This is a genomic window from Parvimonas pharyngis, from assembly GCF_046569675.1.
In the GTDB taxonomy this organism is placed as follows: Bacteria; Bacillota; Clostridia; order Tissierellales; family Peptoniphilaceae; genus Parvimonas.
Genome location: NZ_JBKICJ010000002.1, coordinates 85,477 through 106,934, shown reverse-complemented (window position 1 = coordinate 106,934; position 21,458 = coordinate 85,477). Strand labels below are relative to the sequence as shown.

Below are 21,458 nucleotides of genomic sequence, written 5' to 3'. Positions count from 1 at the left end.
TACGAAGTAACAAGGTTCCCGGGCACCCACCCGATGCAAAGCATCGTGGAAGGGTGGGGTTCTTATTGAAAAAAAATTCTTTTTATGATAGAATTAGTTAACCAAAAAGGAGGAAAATAATGAAAAGAATTAGTAGATTATTATTAGCATTTGCAATGCTATTTGTTATTGTAGTAACTACAGCTTGTGGTAGTAAAGGAGAAAATGCAACAAAGACTTTTGTATTAGAAAAAAACGGTATAAAAATTACCTTAGTTTATACTTACATAGAAAGCGAAGATAAAGTAATTAAACAAACATCTAATACAATTGCTCCATATTCAGGATTTAATGGTTTAAGTAAAGAAGAAGTAAAAAGCAGAATAGAAGCGGCTGCTAAACAATATCAAGGAATTAAAGGTTTAAAAGAATCTGTTACTTTTAATGATGATGGATTTACAGAAGAACTTGAAGTAGATTATGAAAATATTGATTTTGAGAAGGCAAGACAATTACCAGGAATGATATTTTCAGGTGATCCTTCAGCAAATAAAGTTAGCATGAAAGCAAGTGAAGAAATGTTATTACAACAAGGATTCGAAGAAAAATAATTTTTATGGAGGTATCCTATGAAAAATTTAAAAAGAATTATAACAAGTTTTGTATTACTTTTTACAATTGTAATTCTTGCATCTTGTAGTTCTGGTGGACAAACAAAAACTTATTTTTTTGAAAACGAAGAAATTACAAGTACTATAAAGGTTAATTATGAAGAAGATACTATTAAAGCTATTGATGCAGAAGTTAAAATAAGTTATAAAAATTTGGGAGTTGAAAATGAAGAGCAAGCAAAAGCGATGGCATCAATGGCAGGAAATTTTGTTAACTCAATAGAGGGTTTTAAATATGAACTTAAATATAATGATACAGGGATAGTAGCTAATATTTCAATTGATTTTACAAAAATTGATATTAATAAATTCAGCGGGCTATTAGGTATGAAATTATCTGAAGAAGAAGTAGAACAAGCTAAAGAGAAAATAAAAGAATCTTTAAGTTTTAAAGAGTTTGAAAAGAATATTTTAAAATATGGATTTAAAGAAAAATAATAAAAAGCAGTTATACTGCTTTTTTATTTGCATAAAATAACTTTGTTAAAAAATATTTGAAAAAACTTTTCATATATGCTAAAATTAGTTATAATTTTTTAAATGGAGGTTAAGAATGAAAAATTTAAAAAGAACTTTATTAGCATTTGCTATGTTATTTGTTGTAGTACTAACTACTGCTTGTTCAGGAAGTAAAACTGCTACAAAGACTTTTGTTAGAGAAAACAATGGAGTTAAAACAACTTTAACTTATACTTATAATGAAAGTGACGATAAAGTAATTAAACAAACAACTGTAAACGAAGGTGTTTATGCTAATATTCCAAACTTAAAGACAAAAGAAGCAGTTAAGGCTGTTTTAGATCCAATCGCTGAAAAATACCAAGGAATCAAAGGTATTAAAGAATCTATAGATTATCAAGAAGATAAATTCGTTGAAACTTTAGAAGTTGATTATGAAAATCTTGACTATGAAAAAGCAAAAACTATAATGGGTGAAAGTTTCCAAGATCCTAAAAAAGTTAAAATTAGTATGAAGAAAAGTGAAGAACTTGTAACTCAACAAGGATTCAAAGAACAAAAATAATTAAAAATTAAAAAGTAGTATTTATACTACTCAGAGCGCAGACAAAGCATTAGTTTTGTCTGTGCTTTTTTTGTATATTTTTGTTTTTATTAAATTATTTGACTATTATACTAGTTATTCTCTTTTTCTCTACTAAAAAGCGACAATAATTGTTTTTTTAACGCTTTTTATCGGTCTGAGTTGAGGAAATCCTCAACTATTTTTTTATTACGAAGTAACAATGTTCTCGGGCACCCACCCGATGCAAAGCGTCGAGGAAGGGTGAGGTTCTTTCTTGAATTTATTTTTTAAGGTATATCTATAATATATAAAAAATTAAAAAAATTTTTATAATTTTAATAATAATTATTGTTATTAATTAAAAAATATGGTAATATATAATGGTAAGAGATAAAAAAACTCTTAACGGTATTTTTAGGAGGAAAAAATGAAAAAAAAATTTATGTTATTACTGGCTCTAGTACTTTCTGTAGGTATTTTAGGAGCATGTACAAAAAAAGAAGCAAATAAATCTAAGGATGTTGATAATAAAACTGAGCAAAAAGCTTCAAAGAAAAAAGTTGTTGCTACAAGTACAATGTTAACAGATTTGGTAAAGCAAATTGGTGGAGATAATTTTGAAGTTGAAGGAATGATGAAAGCGGGAGTAGATCCTCATTTATATAAACCCACTGCTGGAGATGTTGATAAACTTGAAAAAGCAGATGTTGTAGTTGTAAATGGATTACATTTAGAAGGACAAATGGGAGAAATACTACAAGGCTTAGAAAAACAAAATAAAAATGTTGTTACTGCAGCAAAAAATATACCATCAGATAAATTGCTTCCATGGGATGAAGAAGGAGCAGGTCCTAATGATCCACATATTTGGTTCAGTGTTCAAAATTGGAAAATAGCTGCTAAAAATGTTGCAGAAGGATTAAAAAAAGCTGATAGTTCAAAAGCAGAAGAAATTGATAAGAATCTTGCTAAATATGAAAAAGAGCTTGATGAACTTTCAGAATATATAAAGAAAAAAGTTTCAGAATTACCAGAAAATCAAAGAGTATTAGTTACTGCTCATGATGCTTTTAATTATTTTGCGAAAGAATTTGGTTTCAAAGTAGAAGCTATACAAGGAATTAGTACAGAATCAGAAGCTAGTGCGGCTGATATTAAAAAACTATCTGATTTTTTAGTTGAATCAAAAATAAAAGCTGTTTTTGTTGAATCTTCTGTTCCTAAGAAAACAATTGAATCTTTGGTTGAATCTTGTAAGGCAAAAGGTCATGATGTTAAGATAGGTGGAGAATTATATTCTGACTCATTGGGAGATGATAAAACAAAGGAAAATACTTATATCTCAATGTTTAAATACAATATAGATACAATAGTTAATGCTTTAAAATAAAACTTGAAAAAAATCTCCTAAATATATATACTTATATTAGGAGATTTTTTAATTATTTGGAGGAATAAAATGGATGAAATAGCAGTAAAAGTTGAAGATTTAACCATAGCTTACTATTTAAAACCTGTAGTTTGGGATGTTGATTTAGATATAAAAAAGGGAAAATTAACTGCAATTATGGGACCAAATGGTGCTGGTAAGTCAACTTTACTAAAAGCGATGTTGAATTTAATTCCAACTTCATCTGGAAAGATTTCATTTTTTGGTAAAACATATAAGGAATTTAGAAAAGATATTTCTTATGTTCCACAAAGTGAATCAGTAGATTGGGATTTTCCAACAAATGTTTTGGATGTAGTTATGATGGGAACTTATGGAAAACTTGGTTGGATTAAGAGACCTGGAAAGAGAGAAAAAGAGTTGTCTTTGGAGTCTTTAAAGAAACTAGGAATGGAAGATTATGTTGAAAGACAAATTAGCGACCTTTCAGGAGGTCAACAACAAAGAGTTTTTTTAGCGAGAGCATTAGTTCAAGATAGTGAAATATATTTTTTAGATGAGCCTTTAAAAGGTGTTGATGCTAAAACAGAAAAAGAAATAATGAAGATTTTAAAGGAACTTAGAGATAATGGAAAGACAATCATTGTTGTTCATCACGATTTAAGAACTGTTGAGGAATATTTTGATGAGGTTGTGCTTTTAAATAAATTAGTTATCACATCTGGTTCAGTTAAGGATGTTTTTACAGAAGAAAATATAAATAAGGCATATAGGGTATAGATTATGAACGAAATTTTAGATTTACTTACCGACTATACTTTTGTTATGATAGCTCTTGGGTCTGGTCTTTTAGGCTTATTAAGTGGAATTATGGGAGTATATGTTACAGTAAAAAAACAAGGGCTTATCTGCGATGCAATCAGCCATTCAACATTACCTGGAGTTTGTATTGCCTTTATGGTTCTTGGAATTAAAAATTTGGAATTTTTACTTTTTGGGGCTTTTTTAGCAGGAGTTATTGCTGCTCTCCTAATTTTTGGAATAGATTTAAAATCTAAAGTAAAATTTGATAGTGCATTGGCGATAGTTTTGTCCACATTTTTTGGGCTTGGTATTGTGTTATTAACTTTAATTCAAAGAAAAGCAAATACTAATCAAGCCGGTCTTGATAAATTCATATTTGGACAAGCTGCTGCTTTTTTAAAAAAGGATATATATTTTTTAATTGGAATAATTATTGTAGTATTGTTTGTGATTTTATTATTATGGAAAGAGCTAAAACTATTTTCTTTTGATCCGGAATTTGCACAAACAAAGGGATTTTCAATAAATGTAATGACAGGAATACTTATAGTTTTACTTGTAATTTCAATAGTTATGGGGATTCAATCAGTAGGAGTAATTCTTATGAGTACAATGCTTATTGCGCCCCCTGTTGCAGCAAGACAATGGACTGATAAATTCAATGTAATGATGATTTTATCAGGAATTTTTGGTGCATTTTCTGGAATTGTAGGTTCTTTTATAAGTATGTACTATAAAGGGCTTTCAACTGGACCAGTTATAACGATAGTTGCAAGTTTGATTGTTTTTTTTAGTGTATTATTTTCACCAAAAAAAGGAATTGTGTTTAAAAGAAAAAGAACTTTGCAAGGAGGTACTAGATGAGACAATTAGAGATTTTATTAGCTGTTAGTTTAGTTTCTGCTGCTTGTTCATTATTAGGACCATTTTTAATTCTTAGAAAAATGTCTATGATGATTGACTCTATAACACATACTATTTTACTTGGAATTGTAATTGCTTTTTTCATTACTAAAGATTTAACAAGTCCATTGTTAATTATTGGAGCAGGATTAGTTGGAATATTTACAGTATTTTTAACAGAACTTATTAATCAAAAGACAACATTGCATGAGGATTCATCAATAGGTCTTGTATTTCCTTTTTTATTTAGTATTGCAATTATTTTGATTTCAAAATTTTTAAGAGGAGTACATCTTGATGTTGACTCTGTTTTGGTTGGGGAAGTTGCATTTTCAATAATTCCAAGAATTGAATTTTTTGGATATGAGATGTCAAAAGTTATTTTTATAATGGCAGTAATCTTTATAATTGATTTAGTTTTTGTTGGAGTATTCTTTAAGGAATTAAAAATTTCTACTTTTGATAAAAATTTAAGCTTAATATCTGGATTTACACCTGTTGTTATCTACTATGCATTGATGAGTTTAGTATCTATTACAACAGTTGGAGCGTTTAATGCAGTGGGGTCAATACTTGTAATTTCATATATGGTTGTTCCATCTACAACAGCATATCTTTTAACACATGATTTAAAGAAAATGATATTTATTAGTGTGTTTATAGGAGTTTTAAGCAGTGTATTAGGATTTTATGCAGCTTATCTATATGACCTTTCTATTGCAGGAACAATTGCAGTGGTAAATGGTATGATATTTTTCCTAGTTTTCATTTTTGAACCAAGATATGGAATTATCAGAAAAATAATAAATGAGAAGAGAAAAAGAAATGAATTTGCAGAAGTTACTATGATGTTACATTTAATAAATCATGAAAATACAGATAGAGAATGTACAGAATGTAATATTAAAAAAATTAATGAACATTTATGCTATGCAAAAAATAAATTTGAAAAAGTTTTAAAAGACATATTAAATAAAGATTTTATATATATTGAAAATGACATCATTAAAGTTACTGAAAATGGCAGAAAAAAGACATTGGACAAGTTTAATGATTGGATGAAATAGAAGGTTATTGATTTTCTATATCGTTTTCAAAATATCAAAAATATTTTATTAAATTATTTCAAAAAATTAATAAAATTTTTAAAAGAGAGACAATTTTTCATAAATTTTCTCTCTTTTTTATTTGCTTTTTTAGATAGTAAATTTTAAATAAAAAATAACATATTGGGATAAATATTTTAACAGGGACAAATTAGTCCCTTTTTTTAAAGTTTGAAATTTCAAAATTATTTTAAAAAACGACTTAAAATATATAGATTTTTTTAAAGATTTTGAATATAATTAATCTTGAGATATTACTCAATTAAATATATCATTTCTATTTAGGAGGATTTATGAAAAAGAAATTTTTGGCACTTATGTTGTCGGCGTTAATGATTGGTACTACTGCTTGTGGTGGAAAGACTGAAAAGAAAGAAGAAGCAAGCAAGGATATGAAAGCAAATGAAGAAGTTACAGGAAAAGTAAGAATTTATACTTCAATGTATGAAGATATAATTGCTAATATGAAACCTGCTTTAAAGAAGAAATTCCCAAATTGTGAAATTGAATTTTTCCAAGGTGGAACTGGAACATTACAAACAAAGATTGCTGGTGAAATTGATGCAGGGAAACTTGCTTGTGATATTATAATGGTTGCAGAACCTTCATATGCTTATGAATTAAAAGAAAAGAAAGTATTACATAAATTTGATATCGATAACAAAGATAAATTAGCATTTGAATATGATAAAGAAGGATATTGGTATCCAGTTAGAATTTCTAACATGGTATTAGCTTACAATCCTGAAAAAACTAAGAAAGAAGATTTAGCTTTAAGTTTTAAAGATTTCGCTGAAAAACAAAGTCTTACTGGAAAAATTTCTATGTCAGACCCATTAAAATCTGGTACTGCTCTTGCAGCAATCAGTGGATTAAAAGATAAATATACTGAAGATTATTTCAAAAAATTAGCTGAAAGAAAAGTTGCTATCGAAGCTGGTAGTGTTGCTTTAACAAAACTTGAAACTGGTGAAATGGACGAACTTATGATTCTTGAAGAATCAGTTCTTAAGAAAAGACAAGATGATAACTCATCATTAGAAGTTATTTATCCAACAGACGGAACAATTGTAGTTCCTTCACCAATTATGATTGTAGATGAAAAATTAACTGAAAATAAGAATACAAAAGCTGCTGAAGCTATTTCAAAATGGTTTTTATCAGATGAAGGTCAAAAATTTATAGTTAAAGGCTGGATGCATTCAGTATTAAAAGATTTCCCTGAAGTTCCATACGATGCAATTAAAACTTCTGAAATTACAGGAAATAGTATCAATGTTAAATGGGAACAAATGGTAAAAGATAGAGATTCTCTAAGAAAGATGTTCACTGATACAATCGGTAAAAAATAATTATTTTTCTAGAATTTAAAGAAATATTATTTCACAATAAAAAAATATAACAGAGGGAGGAAACTCCCTCTTGTTAATGAAAGGTTTATTTTATGCAAAAGACAGAAAGAAAATTTAAATTAGATATAAAATGGATAATTATGTTATCTATTGTTGCACTTTTACTTATTTTTGAAGTTTTTCCACTTTTATATCTATTTGTTAAATCCGTATTTCCTAATGGAAGTTTTACTTTTGAGGCTTTTAAAAGAGTTTATAGCTACGATGCAAACTTTATAGCTATTAGAAATACTCTTGTTACAGCGGTTGCAACTACATTTTTTGGGATGTTAATAGCATTTCCGCTAGCTTTCTTAGTAGGAAGAACAAATTTATACGGTAAAAAAATATTTAGAACTATGTTTGTAATTACATATATGGTTCCACCTTATGTTGGAGCTATGGCTTGGCTTAGACTTTTAAATCCAAGAGTTGGATCTTTAAATATGTTTATACAAAAAATATTTGGACTTAGTGAACCTATTTTCAATATTTATAGTGTATGGGGAATGATTTGGGTACTAACTTGTTTTTATTATCCTTATGCATTTATTACAATTTCTCGTGCAATGGAAAAAATGGATCCTTCTCTTGAAGAAGCAGCTAGAATTTCAGGAGCCAGTCCTTTAAAAACATTATTTACAGTAACAATCCCAATGATGACACCGAGTTTAATAGCTGCGGGACTTTTAGTTTTCGTAACAGCTGCATCTTGTTATGGTATTCCATCTATTATCGGTGCTCCAGGACAAATTCATACAGTTACAACAAGAATAATCGAATTTGTTCATATTGGAAATGAAGAAGGTATTATTGATGCCACAACTCTTGCTGTATTCTTAATGATAATTGCCAATTTGGTTTTATATTTTTCAACATTTGTACTTGGAAAGAAACAATATATTACAATGAGTGGAAAATCTACAAGACCTACAATAGTTGATTTAGGAAAATGGAGAACTCCTCTTACAATCTTAGTTTCACTATTCGCTTTTATAGTAGTTATTGTTCCATTTATAACAGTAGCACTTACTTCCGTAACTATCAATATGGGTAAGCCTTTAAATGCAAGGAATTTTTCATTTAGATTCTGGCAGCAAATGCTAACAAGAGATAGTATACTAAGTTCTACAATAAACAGTTTAATTGCAGCTTCTGCAGCAGCACTTATAGGAATTATAATCTCTTGTATGATGGCTTATTTGTTACAAAGAACTAAAGTAAAAGGAAGAAAGCTTCCAGACTTCTTAATTACAGTTGGGTCGGGAACACCAAGTATTGCAATAGCTCTTGCCCTTATAATGACAATGAGTGGTAAATTTGGAATAAATATTTACAATACAATATATATTATGATAATTGCATATATGATTAAGTATATGCTAATGGGAATGAGAACAGTTGTCTCTGGAATGAGTCAGGTGCATCCATCTTTGGAAGAGGCATCACAAATTTCTGGAGCTAGTTGGTTAAGAATGATAAAAGATGTTACTGCACCACTTATTATGCCATCAATAGTTGCAGGTATTTTCTTAATTTTCATGCCTAGTTTCTATGAACTTACAATGAGTACATTATTGTATTCATCTCATACAAAGACAATTGGTTTCGAACTATATAATTATCAAACATATCATAGTCAACAAATAGCAAGTGTACTTGCTACTGCAATTTTGATTTTTGTATTGGTAGTAAACTGGATTTTAAATAAGATTACAAAAGGTAAGTTTTCAATTTAGGAGGAAAAATGTCAACTATTACGATAAAAGAAATAAGTAAATCTTTTGGTGATGTAGAAGTTTTAAAACCTTTTACAGAAACATTTAAAGATGGAGAATTTATAACTTTATTAGGACCTTCAGGTTGTGGAAAAACAACAATGTTAAGACTAATTGCTGGTTTTGAAAAACCAACAAGTGGAGAAATCCTAATAGGGGATAAAGTTGTATCAGGAGGAAAAACATTCCTTCCACCTGAAAAAAGAGGAATAGGAATGGTATTTCAATCATATGCAGTTTGGCCTCATATGAATGTTTTTGATAATGTTGCCTATCCATTAAAAATAGCAGGTGTTAAGAAAGAAGAAATAAAAGAAAGAGTTGAAAAAGTTTTAGAAATAGTTCACTTATCTCAATATAAAGATAGAGAACCATCAGAACTTTCCGGTGGACAACAACAAAGAGTTGCTCTTGGACGTGCTTTAATTTCTAGACCAAAATTACTTTTACTTGATGAACCTCTTTCAAATTTGGACGCAAAACTTAGAGAAGAAATGCGTTTTGAAATAAAGGAAATTCAAAAAAGACTTGGAATTACAGTTGTATATGTAACTCATGATCAAATTGAAGCTATGACAATGAGTGATAAAATTATCTTGATAAATAAAGGTGTAGTTCAACAAATAGGAACTCCAGAAGAAATTTACAGAAATCCTGTAAATCCATTCGTTGCAAACTTTGTTGGTCGTGTAAACTTCATTAAGGGAGTTGTAAAAGACTGCTTTGTTGAACTTGCAGACACTGGAAAGAAATTGCCATATGATGGAGATAAGACTGGTAATGTTATTGTTGCAATAAGACCTGAAGCTCTAAGAATTGATGAAAAAGATGGAACAATTGATGCAAAACTTGTAAGTCAATTCTATCTTGGAGATGTTAATGATTGTAAGGTAGATTTAGGTAATAATAATGTAGTCAGAGTTATTGACCATGTTGAAACTTATGGTGTATATGAAGAAAATGCAGATATTAAATTAAGAATTAAAAACTTTATGGTATTTGATGACGACGGAAAAGATTACACTAAAATAATAACATAAAAATTAATTTTAAAGCTATTGAATTTTTTCAATAGCTTTTTTATGTTTTATAGTCATATTGAGTTTTGCAATTTAATGTGATATAATTAATTATAGAGAGATAAGAAGGGATGTGAGATGTATGGAAACTGTAAGATTATATACAAGACAAGATATTAGATCTTTAAAAGAAATTGAAGAAAAAGGATATTTTACGAATAAAATTTCTTATGTTAAAGAAAATTTTGGCGTGATTTCTGATTATATTTTAAATTGTTATAATTATTTTGTAAAAGAGGCAAGTAAAAGAGTTCCAAAACCGGATGACGTTGAAATGCCTGTTTGGTGTGGAGTAAGCAATAAAAATTGTATGCCTCCAATTGAAAATTCAATTCTATATGTTTTAGACGTTCCAGAAGATGAGGTAATCTATTTTGACGGAGTTAAATGGGATTATGTACTCAATCATCATTATATTCCATTGGATGAAGAAGATGATAAAAAGTATAAAAAGAGATTAAAAGATAAGGGAATAGATAATGGCTTCGAATTTTTTGAAGGAAAGTATAAAAATTTTTATCCCGAAGAAAGACAGATAGTTATAGACAGTTGGACTAGAATATTCGATATTGATGAATGGAATATTTATAGAGTTCAAGCAAACATTTGGAAAATAAAAAAAGAATGGATTTTTGCTTTGGTAAAAAAAGGAGATATTATTCCTTAAATTTCATATTTAAGTGATAATTTAATAAATATTTATTTTAAAATCATTAACATTTTTTAGAAGTTAGTATAATAAAATTGAGATAGTAATGTCTTTTTATTTAGAGAATTATAATATAACATCTGGCATACATATTTTTTTGGGTGATTCATAAAAAAATTAAGGAGGGTTTTATGAAAAAATTTTTTAGGAAATTGGTTTTAATTTTGCCTGTTTTTATTGCTTTGTCAGGTTGTTCTAAAAGTTCAAAGGTTGATGATGATAATACAAAAAAGCAAGTAGTTAGAAAGGCAAGTAAAGAGATAGAAAAAATCTGTGGATATTATTATGCCTATGATTCACAAATTGTTTTAGATAATGGTGAATATTATGGTGTGCCTTGTATGTATTATAAGGCTAAACCTATAGACTTTGATAAATGTTCAAAAGAATCTGTTAAAAAACTTCGTGGAGATTTTACGGATGATGGAAATTTTTTGGAACCGAAAATTTTTGAAGAAGGCGAAAAAAAGTATTTAACAGCTAATTTTTTCCCTGAAAAGAAGTTTTGGATAAAAGATGAAAAAACCATTGTTGATGTTGAAACGAATACGGAATATAAAAAGGGCGACCCTAAATAAATATGTGAAATTAATTAAACAACAAATGATTTTTGCCATTGGTTGTTTTTTAAAATAAAAAGTAGAGTGGATATTATGAAAAATAAATTTAAAATTTTAGTTATATTTTGCATTTTATTGACTTCTTGTAGTAAAGGAAATGTTAAAGAGACAGAAAATACCAGTGAAAAAAATAAATTTGGGAATCATATTATTGCTGAAGCTAAGATGGATTCTTATATGAATTTGAATGATGTTGAAAAAGAAACGGAAGTAATTGTTTTGGGTAAAAAAATAAAGCAAAATCCGTCAACAATACAAAAGAATAATGGTTATGTTAATGGTGTATATACAATCTCGAATTTTAAAATAGAAAAGGTTATAAAGGGTAATTTCAAAGCGGGAGATGTTATAGATGTTTTTGAAAGTGCCGGAATAGATGAGGAAACTGGAAAGATTTATCATATTGCAGGATATGAGTTAATGGAAAAGGATGAGGAATATTTACTGTTTTTAAGACATTCGGAAACAGATCCTTGGTATATGATATCAGGATTGAAATTTGGTAAAATTTCACTTTTAGGTAAAAAATCAGAGTTCAGAATAGAATTAGAAAAAATAGATCATTATCCGGAAGAATTTGAACTTGAAGGTAAAATAAGAGAAGAAGCGATAAAAAAATATATTGAAAAATAATAAAAAATTTTAAAAATGGTCTGTCAGATGATTTTGACAGACCGTTTTTTATGTAATATAAACTTAAATTATATTAAATAAATTTTCAAATTTTAAATAATTAATAATGAATATTGACAAAAAGATTTTTTTGTGTTCTAATTCTTATGTAATATTAAATTGAAAGGAGAAAAAATGAATATAAGAACAAAAGATCTTACTTTAGCAGCTCTATTTAGTGCATTAATTGCAGTAGGAGCATTTATAAAGATTCCATTTTTCATTGTTCCTATTACATTACAAACTCTGTTTGTAGTTCTATCAGGATTAGTACTTGAACGTAAATTTGCTGTATTAAGTGTAATTGTATATTTGATGATTGGACTTGCGGGTTTCCCAGTGTTTGCAAATGGTGGAGGAATTAATTATATTTTTAGTCCAACTTTTGGTTATTTAGTAGCATTTGCTTTTGCGACATATTTTATTGCAAGTTTTAAGGAAAAAAATATATTCTTAGCTACTGGAATTGGAATTTTAATTATTTACATTATTGGTATGTTGTATTTTGTATTTTTACAATATGCTCTTAATGGAAAAGTGTATTCAATAAGCTTTTTATTATATAATTTATTTTTAATATTCTTACCAGGAGATATACTTTCCTGTGTAGTTGCAATCATTGGATATAGAAAGATACTTAAAATAATGAAATAAATTTATAAAGACAACAATTTTTTAATTGTTGTTTTTTTATTGCAGTTTAGAGAATTTTTTAATTTAATTATTTTGAAATATACGATTTTATTTGTTTTTTGTAACATTTTGTTAAAATTTTTTTATAAACCTGCAAAAAACTTGACTTTACAAATCAAATAATATATAATTTGACTGTCAAAAGATTGACTGTCAAATATTTGATAATCAAAATAAAAAGGAGATTAAATTATGTTAGAAAAAGTTAAAGAAATTTTAGTTGAATCATTAAATATTGAAGGAAGCGAAGTAGTTCCAACTGCAAGATTAAATGAAGATTTAGGAATTGATTCTTTATCATCAATAGAACTTGCATTAGAATTAGAATCAGCATTCGATGTAAAGATTGAAGATGAAGAACTTGTAAAATTACAAACAGTTCAAGATGTAATAGATATAATAGAGTCAAAAACTAAGTAGTAAGCTATAATGAGTAGCTTACTTAATTTTTAGGGAGAAATTTATGGATATAGAAAAAATAAATAGTATTGTTGAACTGTTTAAAAATTCGGGATTAGATGAAATGACTTTAGAACTTAAAGACTTTAAGATTAATTTAAAGAATAATAAAGTTGAATATGTTGCTAAGGAATTTGTTAATGTTGTTGAAAAGAGTAGTCCTGTAAAAGTTGAAAAAGTTGAAGAACAAGTTAATGATATTAAAGGAGAATGGATTAAAGCTCCTTTTGTTGGAACTTTTTATGCAGCGCCAAGTGCTAATGAAGCTCCATATGTAAAAGTTGGCCAAAAGATAAATAAGGGCGATGTTATTTGCATATTAGAGGCAATGAAAGTTATGAATGAGATAAAGTCCAACAAGAGTGGAACTGTACTTGAAATTAAAGCACAAAATGGAAATATGGTTGAATTTGATGAGGAGCTTATCTTAATAGGAGATTAAAATGATTAGAAAGTTATTAGTTGCTAATCGTGGAGAGATAGCAGTAAGAATAATTAGAACTTGTAAGGAAATGGGAATTACAACAGTTGCAGTTCATTCAGTAGGAGATAAGGAAGCATTACATGTTAATTTAGCAGATGAATCAATATGTATAGGTCCTGATAATCCTTTAAAATCATATCTTAATATGAATAATATTATTCAGGCTGCTTGTAGTAGTGGATGTGATGCAATTCATCCTGGATTTGGTTTTTTAAGTGAAAATCCAAAATTTGCCAAATTGGTTGAAGAATGTGGTTTAATTTTTGTAGGCCCTAATCATGAATTGATTAGTATGTTAGGGGATAAAAATGAAGCCAGATTACAAATGGGAATTATTGGTGTACCAGTTATTCCTGGAAGTAAGGATGTAATTGAGACTGCTGAAATTGGACTTCAAGAAGCTGAAAAAATAGGTTATCCGGTTATTATAAAAGCTTCTAGTGGTGGTGGCGGTAAAGGAATGAGAATTGTTTGGAACAGTTCAGATTTTGTTGAAAATTATAATACTGCTAAATCAGAAGCGAAGATTAGTTTTAATGATGATAGAGTTTATATTGAAAAATATATAGAATCTCCAAAACATATTGAAGTACAACTTTTAGGAGATATGTTTGGAAATGTAATTCATCTTTATGAACGTGATTGTTCAATGCAAAGAAAAAATCAAAAAATTTTAGAAGAGGCGCCTTGTCATGTTCTCGATAATCATGTTCGAGAAAAGTTGATTAAAGACGCTGTTAAAATTTGTAAGCATTTAAAATATTATTCAGCAGGAACTATTGAATTTTTAGTTGATAAATCTGGAAATTATTATTTTATGGAGATGAATACAAGAATTCAGGTAGAACATCCTATTACTGAGATGATAACTGGAGTTGATATTGTAAGACAACAAATTCGTATTGCTTCTGGGTTGAAACTTAATATTAAGCAAGAAGATGTTAAAATCAACGGTTATGCAATAGAATGTAGAATTACAGCTGAAGATACCAAGAATAATTTTGCACCATCACCAGGCAAGATTAAGTTTTTAAATGTACCTTGTGGAAATGGTGTTCGTATTGAAACTGCAGTATATAATGGTTATACAATTCCACCTTTTTATGATTCAATGATAATGAAGGTAATAACTTATGCACCTACAAGACTTGCTTGTATCAAGAAGATGAGAGCAACTCTTGAGGAGTTATTTGTTGATGGAGTAAAGACAAATATAGAATTTCAATACTTGCTACTACATAGTGCCAAATTTATAAGTGGAAGATACGATACAAGCTATGTTGCAAATTATATAAAGGAGTTAAGTGAAAATGCAGAATTTATTTAATCATAGAAAAATTGAGATAAGTAAACTTAAAATATATAGAAAAAATAATCCTACATTTTTACCAAAGGAAATTCCGGATAATCTTTTTAAAGCTTGTCCAAATTGTAATGAAAATATCACCAAGGAAGAATGGGAGTCCAACTTATTTGTTTGTAATAAATGTGGACATCATTTAAGAATTGGAGCTGTTGAAAGAATTAGAGAGCTTTGTGATATTAACTCTTTTAGTGAATTTGATGCAGAGATTACTACTTATAATGAAGAAAATTTTTACCAATATGATGAAAAGCTAGAAAAAGCTAGAACAAATAGTGGAATTAATGAAGCTGTTGTTTGTGGAGTTGGAGAAATTTCAGGAATTAAAGCTGTTGTTTGTGCTATGGATAGTAATTTTATGATGGGAAGTATGGGAAAAGTTGTAGGAGAAAAAATTACTCGTTCAATTGAATATGCGACTTTGAAAAAATTACCTTTAATCGTAGCTACTGCAAGTGGTGGAGCTAGAATGCAAGAGGGGATTATCTCCTTAATGCAAATGGCAAAAACAAGTGCAGCTTTAAAAAAATTTAATGATAAAGGTCTATTGTATATAACTATTTTAACTGATCCAACTACTGGTGGAGTAAGTGCAAGTTTTGCAATGCTTGGAGATATTATTATCGCTGAGCCAAAAGCTTATATTGGTTTTGCTGGAAAGAGAGTTATTGAAAAAACAATAAATGAGAAATTGCCTGAAGAATTCCAAAAAAGCGAATTTTTGCTTAAAAAAGGCTTTGTAGATCTTATTGTAAGTAGAAATAGATTAAAAGATACTCTACATAAACTTTTAATCTTACATGGAGTGAAGTAATGGAATATAAAGATTATGAATTAATAATTAGAGACCTTATAGAAAAAAAGAATAATGCAACTGATGAGGAAGAAAGAGAAAATCTTTCAAATAAAATAAAGAAACTATGTCATGAAGCAAATCAAAATTTGACTTCTTGGGATAGAGTTTGTATAGCTAGAAATAGAATGCATCCAAAAGCTGAAGACTATATTAAAAGACTTTTTACAAATTTTGTGGAATTGCATGGAGATCGCTTTTTTGGGGACGATAAAGCTATAATTTCTGGTATTGGACTATTTCATGATATTCCAGTTACAGTTATTGCACAAGCAAAGGGAAAAACTACTGAAGAAAATATTGAAAGAAATTTTGGTATGAGTAATCCTGAAGGTTATCGTAAGGCGATAAGAATTGCAAAACAAGCAGAAAAATTTAAAAGACCAATAATTACTTTTGTAGATACTGCTGGTGCTTATCCGGGAAAAGATGCAGAAGAAAGAGGTCAAGCAGAGGCAATTGCAAAATGTCTTTATGAGTTTTCAACTCTTGAAACACCAGTTATCTGTGTTGTTATTGGTGAAGGTGGAAGTGGTGGAGCTCTAGCTTTAAGTCTTGGAGATTGTATTATAATGCTTGAAAATTCAATTTATTCTGTTTTATCTCCTGAAGGCTTTTCATCAATTTTATGGAAAGATGAAACTAGATGTAAAGAAGCTAGTGAAATGATGAAGCTTACTGCATATGATTTAAGAGAAAAGGGAATAGTTGATGAGATAATAAAGGAGCCTTTTGGTGGAGCTCAAAATAATTTTTCTGAAGTTATAAAACTTTTAGATGAAAGTATTTATAAGAGAATAAAGGAACTTAGAAAAGCTAGTAAGAGTAGTTTACTTTCTAATAGGTATAAAAAATATAGAAATATTGGAGTATATTAATGAAGATTTTAGGTTTTGGGAAAGCTGTTCCTAAAAAAGTTGTTACTAATGATGATCTATCAAAATTCGTTGAAACAAGTGATGAATGGATTTTTCAAAGAACAGGAATTAGGGAACGTAGAATTTCAGATGAAAATACAAGTGAATTAGCGTATAGATCTGCTGTTGAGGCAATTAAGAATTCAAATATTGATAAGAATGAAATTGACTTGATTGTTTGTGCGACAATGACTCCTGATAATTATACTCCATCTGTAGCATGTATGGTACAAGAAAAATTAGGGCTAGGAGAAAATGTAACAGCATTTGACGTCAATGCAGCATGTACTGGATTTGTATTTGCTCTAAAAGTTGTTGCCTCCATGCTTAATACATATCATAAAAAAGCATTGGTAATTGGTTGTGAAACACTTAGTAAGATAATTGATTTTGGAGATAGAAATACTTGTGTTTTATTTGGAGATGGTGCCGGTGCAATAGTAGTTGAAAAAGACGGTAAAAATGAAGAATTTTATGCTTGTAGTTTAGGAAATGATAAAGATCTTGTTGCAGAAAATGTTGAGATGAATTTTGAAATGAAAAATAAAGTTCTTAAATCTGGCTTCTTAAAGATGGATGGTAAAGAAGTATTTAAGTTTGCAATCAATGTAGTAGAAAAATCAATTAACAATATTTTAGAAATGACAAATTTAAAAATGGAAGATATTAAATTGATTATTCCTCATCAAGCAAATCAAAGAATAATAAGTAATGTTGCAAAAAAACTTAATGTAGATAATGATAAGTTTTTTGTTAATTTAGAAAAATATGGCAATACAAGTGCTGCAAGTATCCCTATGGCTTTTTGTGAAGCTTTTGAATCAAAGAAAATTACAAAAGGAGATAAAGTAATATTAGTGGGCTTTGGCGGCGGACTTACATGGGGTTCTACAATTATTGAAATATAGGAGAATAGTATGATTAATGAAATATTAGGTATAAAGTATCCAATTTTTCAAGGCGCAATGGCAAATATTTCAACGGCAGAATTTGCAGCGGATGTTAGCAATTCTGGAGCTCTTGGGATTATTGGAACAGGAGCTATGGATGCTAAAATGGTAAGGGATTCTATTAGAAAGTGTAAAGAGCTTACAGATAAACCTTTTGGTGTTAATATAATGTTAATGAATCCATATTGCGACGAGATTATTGAGGTTATTTTAGAAGAAAAAGTAGCAGTTGTTACAACTGGAGCAGGAAATCCAGGTGCTTATGTTGAAAGATTGAAAGCTAAAGGGATTAAAATTATTCCTGTTGTTCCATCTGTTGCACTTGCTAGAAGAATGGAAAGTATTGGTGTTGATGCAGTTATTGTTGAGGGAACTGAATCAGGTGGTCATGTTGGAGAGCTTACAACTATGGCACTAGTTCCACAAGTTGTAGATGCAATCAATATTCCAGTAATTGCTGCTGGAGGAATTGCAGATGGTAGAGGTTTTAATGCTGCTATCGCTTTAGGAGCAATTGGAGTTCAAGTTGGAACTTGTCTTTTAGTTGCTAAAGAATGTCCAGTACATCAAAATTATAAAAATGCAGTAATCAAAGCAAAAGATATTGATACTGTAGTTACAGGTAGAACTATAAATACACCTGTTAGAATTTTAAAAAATGATATGAGTAGAAAATTTTTACAATTAGAAAAAGAAATTTCATCAAGAGAGGAATTAGAAAAATTGACATTGGGTTCTTTAAAAAGAGCAGTTGTTGAAGGTGATGTTAAAAATGGTTCCGTTATGCTTGGACAAATTTCTGGTTTAATAAAAGAAGAAAAGACTCTAAATGAAATTTTTGAAAATATAATGAAAGAAAGTAAGGAAGAGTTTGAAAGATTGAAAAAATTAATAGGTGGAGACAATGCTTAAGTCTGTTAAATTAAAAGATAAGATTTTAGAAGTTCCTATTATTCAAGGTGGTATGGGAGTTGGAATATCCCTATCAGGCTTGGTAGGAAATGTTATGAGGGAAAATTGTATGGGAGTACTAAGTTTCGCTCATCCTGGTTATAGTTGTAAAACATTTTTAAAAGAAACTTCTAAAGATAATTTTCTTGCAATGAAAGAAGAAGTTGATAAGGCAAGAAAAATTTCCGGTGGAAAGGGACTACTTGGAGTTAATGTAATGGTTGCAACAACTGAATATGCGTCTTATGTTAAGGAATGTGTTAAATTAGGTGTGGATGCAATCATCTCTGGAGCCGGACTTCCTCTTAATTTACCAGAATTAACTAAAGGGAGTGATGTTCTTATTGCTCCAATTATATCAAGTGGAAAGGCTTTAAATCTAATACTAAGGAGATGGGATCAACATCATAATAAGATTCCTGATTTTGTTGTTATTGAAGGAAGTGAAGCTGGAGGTCATCTTGGTTTTAAAAAAGATGATATTTTAAATGATACTTGTGAAAGTATTGATGAGATTTTAGAAGACTGTTTGAAATTAGTTGTTAATTATGAAGAAAAATATAATCAAAAAATTCCAATTTTTGTAGCTGGTGGTATTTATACTGGAAAGGACATTGCAAAATATGTTAAGCAAGGTGCAAGTGGTGTTCAAATGGGAACAAGATTTATTGCTACAGAAGAATGTGATGCTCATGAAAAATACAAAGATATGTTTGTAAAAGCTACAAAAGAAGATATTGTTATTGTTAAAAGCCCAGCGGGATTTCCTGGAAGGGCAATAAGAAATAAATTCACAGAAAGATTGGATAAAGATGGGAGAATTCCTGTTAGATATTGTGTTGATTGTATTTTACCATGTAATCCTAAAAATACAGTTTATTGTATAACAGAAGCTTTGATAAATGCTGTTAAAGGCGATGTGGATAATGGACTAATATTTTCAGGGACTAATGCTTATAGAATTGATAAGATAACAACTGTTAAAGAATTAATTTCAGAATTAGTTTCTGAAGCTAATAATGAATTGAGGTGATTATATGAAGATAGCATTTTTATTTGCCGGTCAAGGCGCTCAATATGTAGGAATGGGAAAAGAATTGGCAGACAGTTCGGCATTTAAAGAAGTATTTGAATATTTACCTTCAAATTTACAAAAAATTTGTTTTGAAGGTCCTGCTGAAGACTTAAATAATACTTTAAATGCCCAACCATGTTTAGTCGCAGTATCTTTAGGAATAGCTAAAGTTTTAAAAAGCCATGGCATTGATTGTGAGTATGCAGCAGGATTGAGTTTAGGAGAATATACAGCTTTAGCATATAGTGATGCATTATCTGTAAAAGATGTTTTAGAGCTTGTTAGAAAGCGTAGTGAAATAATGTCTAATGCTGTTCCTAAAAATACTGGTATGGCTGCGATTTTTAGTTGTGAAGCAAAAGTAATTGAAGATGTAATTAAAGATATAAAAAATGTAGAAATAGCAAATTATAACAGTCCAAAACAGATTGTAATTACAGGAAGTATGGAAGGAATAGATGAAGCTATTTTAAAGTTAAAAGATTTGGGATATAAGTCTAAAAAATTGAATGTAAGTGGAGCTTTTCATTCAAGTTATTTAAACAAAGCAAGTGAGGAATTATTCACTGTTTTAAAAGAGGTTGATTTTAAAGAACCAAATAAAAAAATAGTATTTAATACTGTTGGAAAGACAAGTGATGAGGATGTTAAAATCCTTTTGAAAAATCAAATTAAGTCAAGTGTTAAATTCATGCAAAGTGTTGAGTTTATGATTGAAAATGGTGTAGATACTTTTATAGAAATAGGACCTGGAAAAGTTTTAAGTGGTCTGGTAAAACAAATTAATCCAGATGTGAATATTTATTCAGTTGAAAATCTTGAGTCCATTGGAAAGGTGGTTGAATTATTAAATGAATAAGGTTGCATTAGTTACAGGAGGAAGTGGTGGAATAGGTAAAGCTATTTCTATTAAACTTGCCCAATCAGGATATGATGTAGTAATAAACTATAATTCTGACTACGAAAAAGCTCTTGAAGTTAAAAAAATATGTGAAGAATATAATGTTAAAGTTCTTTTATATAAATGTAATATTTCAAATTTTGAAGAAGTTGAACTCATGTTTAAAGAAGTTGTAAAAGAAATGGGTAGAGTTGATGTTTTAGTAAATAACTCTGGTATTACAAGAGATACATTAATTTTAAGAATGAGTGAAGAAGATTTTGACAAGGTAATAGATGTTAATTTAAAAGGATGCTTTAATTGTATTAAAAATGTTTCAAGATTTATGATGAAACAAAAATCTGGTGTAATTGTTAATATTTCAAGTGTAGTCGGACTTTCTGGAAATATCGGACAGGTTAATTATGCCGCAAGTAAGGCAGGAATTTTAGGTTTAACTAAATCTGTTGCTAGAGAATTAGTTTCTTTAAATGTTAGATGTAATGCAGTTGCTCCTGGTTTTATAGAAACTGAAATGACAGATCAACTTTCTGATAATGTTAAAGAAAGTGTTTTAAAGTCAATCCCTATGAATAAGATGGGAAGCCCAGAGGACGTTGCAAATTTAGTTAATTTTTTAGTTAGTGATGAATCAAAATATATAACAGGTCAAGTAATTAATGTTGACGGTGGAATGATAATGTAGG

General features: G+C 28.9%; 24 protein-coding genes. All 24 read left to right on the top strand.

Features of this window, described 5'->3' with window-relative positions:
* The first annotated feature begins 119 nt into the window (after window positions 1–119).
* The 24 genes from ACLGL0_RS02835 (at window position 120) to fabG (ending at window position 21,457) form a co-directional block, all read left to right on the top strand.
* Window positions 120–590: a YehR family lipoprotein gene (locus tag ACLGL0_RS02835; protein WP_233056082.1), complete on the top strand. Its 471-nt coding sequence runs from the start codon at window positions 120–122 to the stop codon at window positions 588–590.
* A gap of 18 nt (window positions 591–608) precedes the next feature.
* Window positions 609–1,088: a DUF1307 domain-containing protein gene (locus ACLGL0_RS02830; protein ID WP_411013544.1), complete on the top strand. Its 480-nt coding sequence runs from the start codon at window positions 609–611 to the stop codon at window positions 1,086–1,088.
* Window positions 1,089–1,203: 115 nt separating this feature from the next.
* A complete protein-coding gene (locus tag ACLGL0_RS02825) occupies window positions 1,204–1,674 on the top strand; it encodes a YehR family lipoprotein (protein ID WP_233056084.1) in 471 nt (156 codons plus the stop codon).
* A gap of 427 nt (window positions 1,675–2,101) precedes the next feature.
* Complete coding sequence (locus ACLGL0_RS02820; protein WP_411013543.1) at window positions 2,102–3,064, top strand: metal ABC transporter solute-binding protein, Zn/Mn family; 963 nt, start codon at window positions 2,102–2,104, stop codon at window positions 3,062–3,064.
* Window positions 3,065–3,133: 69 nt separating this feature from the next.
* On the top strand, window positions 3,134–3,844 hold the full coding sequence (locus ACLGL0_RS02815; protein ID WP_411013542.1) for a metal ABC transporter ATP-binding protein: 711 nt from the start codon (window positions 3,134–3,136) through the stop codon (window positions 3,842–3,844).
* A 3-nt stretch (window positions 3,845–3,847) separates the two neighbouring features.
* Entirely contained in the window at window positions 3,848–4,732 is an 885-nt protein-coding gene (locus ACLGL0_RS02810) for a metal ABC transporter permease (RefSeq protein ID WP_411013541.1), read from the top strand.
* A complete protein-coding gene (locus tag ACLGL0_RS02805) occupies window positions 4,729–5,838 on the top strand; it encodes a metal ABC transporter permease (RefSeq protein WP_411013540.1) in 1,110 nt (369 codons plus the stop codon). The genes ACLGL0_RS02810 and ACLGL0_RS02805 overlap by 4 nt, the downstream gene beginning before the upstream one ends.
* A gap of 332 nt (window positions 5,839–6,170) precedes the next feature.
* Window positions 6,171–7,229, top strand: coding sequence for an ABC transporter substrate-binding protein (locus tag ACLGL0_RS02800; RefSeq protein WP_233056092.1), 1,059 nt, complete (start codon window positions 6,171–6,173; stop codon window positions 7,227–7,229).
* 92 nt (window positions 7,230–7,321) lie between these two features.
* Window positions 7,322–9,007, top strand: a complete 1,686-nt coding sequence (locus tag ACLGL0_RS02795; protein ID WP_411013539.1) for an ABC transporter permease — start codon at window positions 7,322–7,324, stop codon at window positions 9,005–9,007.
* Window positions 9,008–9,015: 8 nt separating this feature from the next.
* The gene (locus ACLGL0_RS02790; protein WP_411013538.1) at window positions 9,016–10,086 is read left to right on the top strand and encodes an ABC transporter ATP-binding protein; all 1,071 of its coding nucleotides are present in this window, start codon (window positions 9,016–9,018) and stop codon (window positions 10,084–10,086) included.
* 121 nt (window positions 10,087–10,207) lie between these two features.
* On the top strand, window positions 10,208–10,792 hold the full coding sequence (locus ACLGL0_RS02785; RefSeq protein WP_411013537.1) for a DUF3841 domain-containing protein: 585 nt from the start codon (window positions 10,208–10,210) through the stop codon (window positions 10,790–10,792).
* A 173-nt stretch (window positions 10,793–10,965) separates the two neighbouring features.
* The gene (locus ACLGL0_RS02780) at window positions 10,966–11,412 is read left to right on the top strand and encodes a hypothetical protein (RefSeq protein ID WP_411013536.1); all 447 of its coding nucleotides are present in this window, start codon (window positions 10,966–10,968) and stop codon (window positions 11,410–11,412) included.
* Between the two features lie 75 nt (window positions 11,413–11,487).
* On the top strand, window positions 11,488–12,087 hold the full coding sequence (locus ACLGL0_RS02775) for a hypothetical protein (protein WP_314558428.1): 600 nt from the start codon (window positions 11,488–11,490) through the stop codon (window positions 12,085–12,087).
* 174 nt (window positions 12,088–12,261) lie between these two features.
* A complete protein-coding gene (locus tag ACLGL0_RS02770; RefSeq protein WP_233056099.1) occupies window positions 12,262–12,780 on the top strand; it encodes a biotin transporter BioY in 519 nt (172 codons plus the stop codon).
* A 231-nt stretch (window positions 12,781–13,011) separates the two neighbouring features.
* Window positions 13,012–13,239, top strand: coding sequence for an acyl carrier protein (locus ACLGL0_RS02765; protein WP_411013535.1), 228 nt, complete (start codon window positions 13,012–13,014; stop codon window positions 13,237–13,239).
* Between the two features lie 43 nt (window positions 13,240–13,282).
* Window positions 13,283–13,720 (top strand): acetyl-CoA carboxylase biotin carboxyl carrier protein, encoded by a 438-nt coding sequence (gene accB, locus ACLGL0_RS02760; protein ID WP_314558434.1) that lies wholly within the window; start codon window positions 13,283–13,285, stop codon window positions 13,718–13,720.
* Window position 13,721: 1 nt separating this feature from the next.
* Window positions 13,722–15,089: an acetyl-CoA carboxylase biotin carboxylase subunit gene (gene accC, locus ACLGL0_RS02755; RefSeq protein ID WP_411013534.1), complete on the top strand. Its 1,368-nt coding sequence runs from the start codon at window positions 13,722–13,724 to the stop codon at window positions 15,087–15,089.
* The gene (gene accD / locus ACLGL0_RS02750; RefSeq protein WP_233056104.1) at window positions 15,073–15,939 is read left to right on the top strand and encodes an acetyl-CoA carboxylase, carboxyltransferase subunit beta; all 867 of its coding nucleotides are present in this window, start codon (window positions 15,073–15,075) and stop codon (window positions 15,937–15,939) included. The genes accC and accD overlap by 17 nt, the downstream gene beginning before the upstream one ends.
* Window positions 15,939–16,856: an acetyl-CoA carboxylase carboxyltransferase subunit alpha gene (locus tag ACLGL0_RS02745; RefSeq protein WP_314558447.1), complete on the top strand. Its 918-nt coding sequence runs from the start codon at window positions 15,939–15,941 to the stop codon at window positions 16,854–16,856. The genes accD and ACLGL0_RS02745 overlap by 1 nt, the downstream gene beginning before the upstream one ends.
* Entirely contained in the window at window positions 16,856–17,803 is a 948-nt protein-coding gene (locus ACLGL0_RS02740) for a beta-ketoacyl-ACP synthase III (protein WP_411013533.1), read from the top strand. The genes ACLGL0_RS02745 and ACLGL0_RS02740 overlap by 1 nt, the downstream gene beginning before the upstream one ends.
* Window positions 17,804–17,812: 9 nt before the next feature.
* Window positions 17,813–18,757, top strand: coding sequence for an enoyl-[acyl-carrier-protein] reductase FabK (gene fabK / locus ACLGL0_RS02735; protein ID WP_411013532.1), 945 nt, complete (start codon window positions 17,813–17,815; stop codon window positions 18,755–18,757).
* The gene (locus ACLGL0_RS02730; RefSeq protein WP_314558453.1) at window positions 18,750–19,829 is read left to right on the top strand and encodes an NAD(P)H-dependent flavin oxidoreductase; all 1,080 of its coding nucleotides are present in this window, start codon (window positions 18,750–18,752) and stop codon (window positions 19,827–19,829) included. The genes fabK and ACLGL0_RS02730 overlap by 8 nt, the downstream gene beginning before the upstream one ends.
* 4 nt (window positions 19,830–19,833) lie before the next feature.
* Entirely contained in the window at window positions 19,834–20,730 is an 897-nt protein-coding gene (gene fabD, locus ACLGL0_RS02725; protein ID WP_411013531.1) for an ACP S-malonyltransferase, read from the top strand.
* Window positions 20,723–21,457 carry a 3-oxoacyl-[acyl-carrier-protein] reductase gene (fabG, locus tag ACLGL0_RS02720; protein WP_411013530.1) on the top strand — a complete coding sequence of 245 codons (735 nt, stop codon included), beginning with the start codon at window positions 20,723–20,725 and terminating at the stop codon, window positions 21,455–21,457. The genes fabD and fabG overlap by 8 nt, the downstream gene beginning before the upstream one ends.
* Window position 21,458 lies beyond the last annotated feature (1 nt).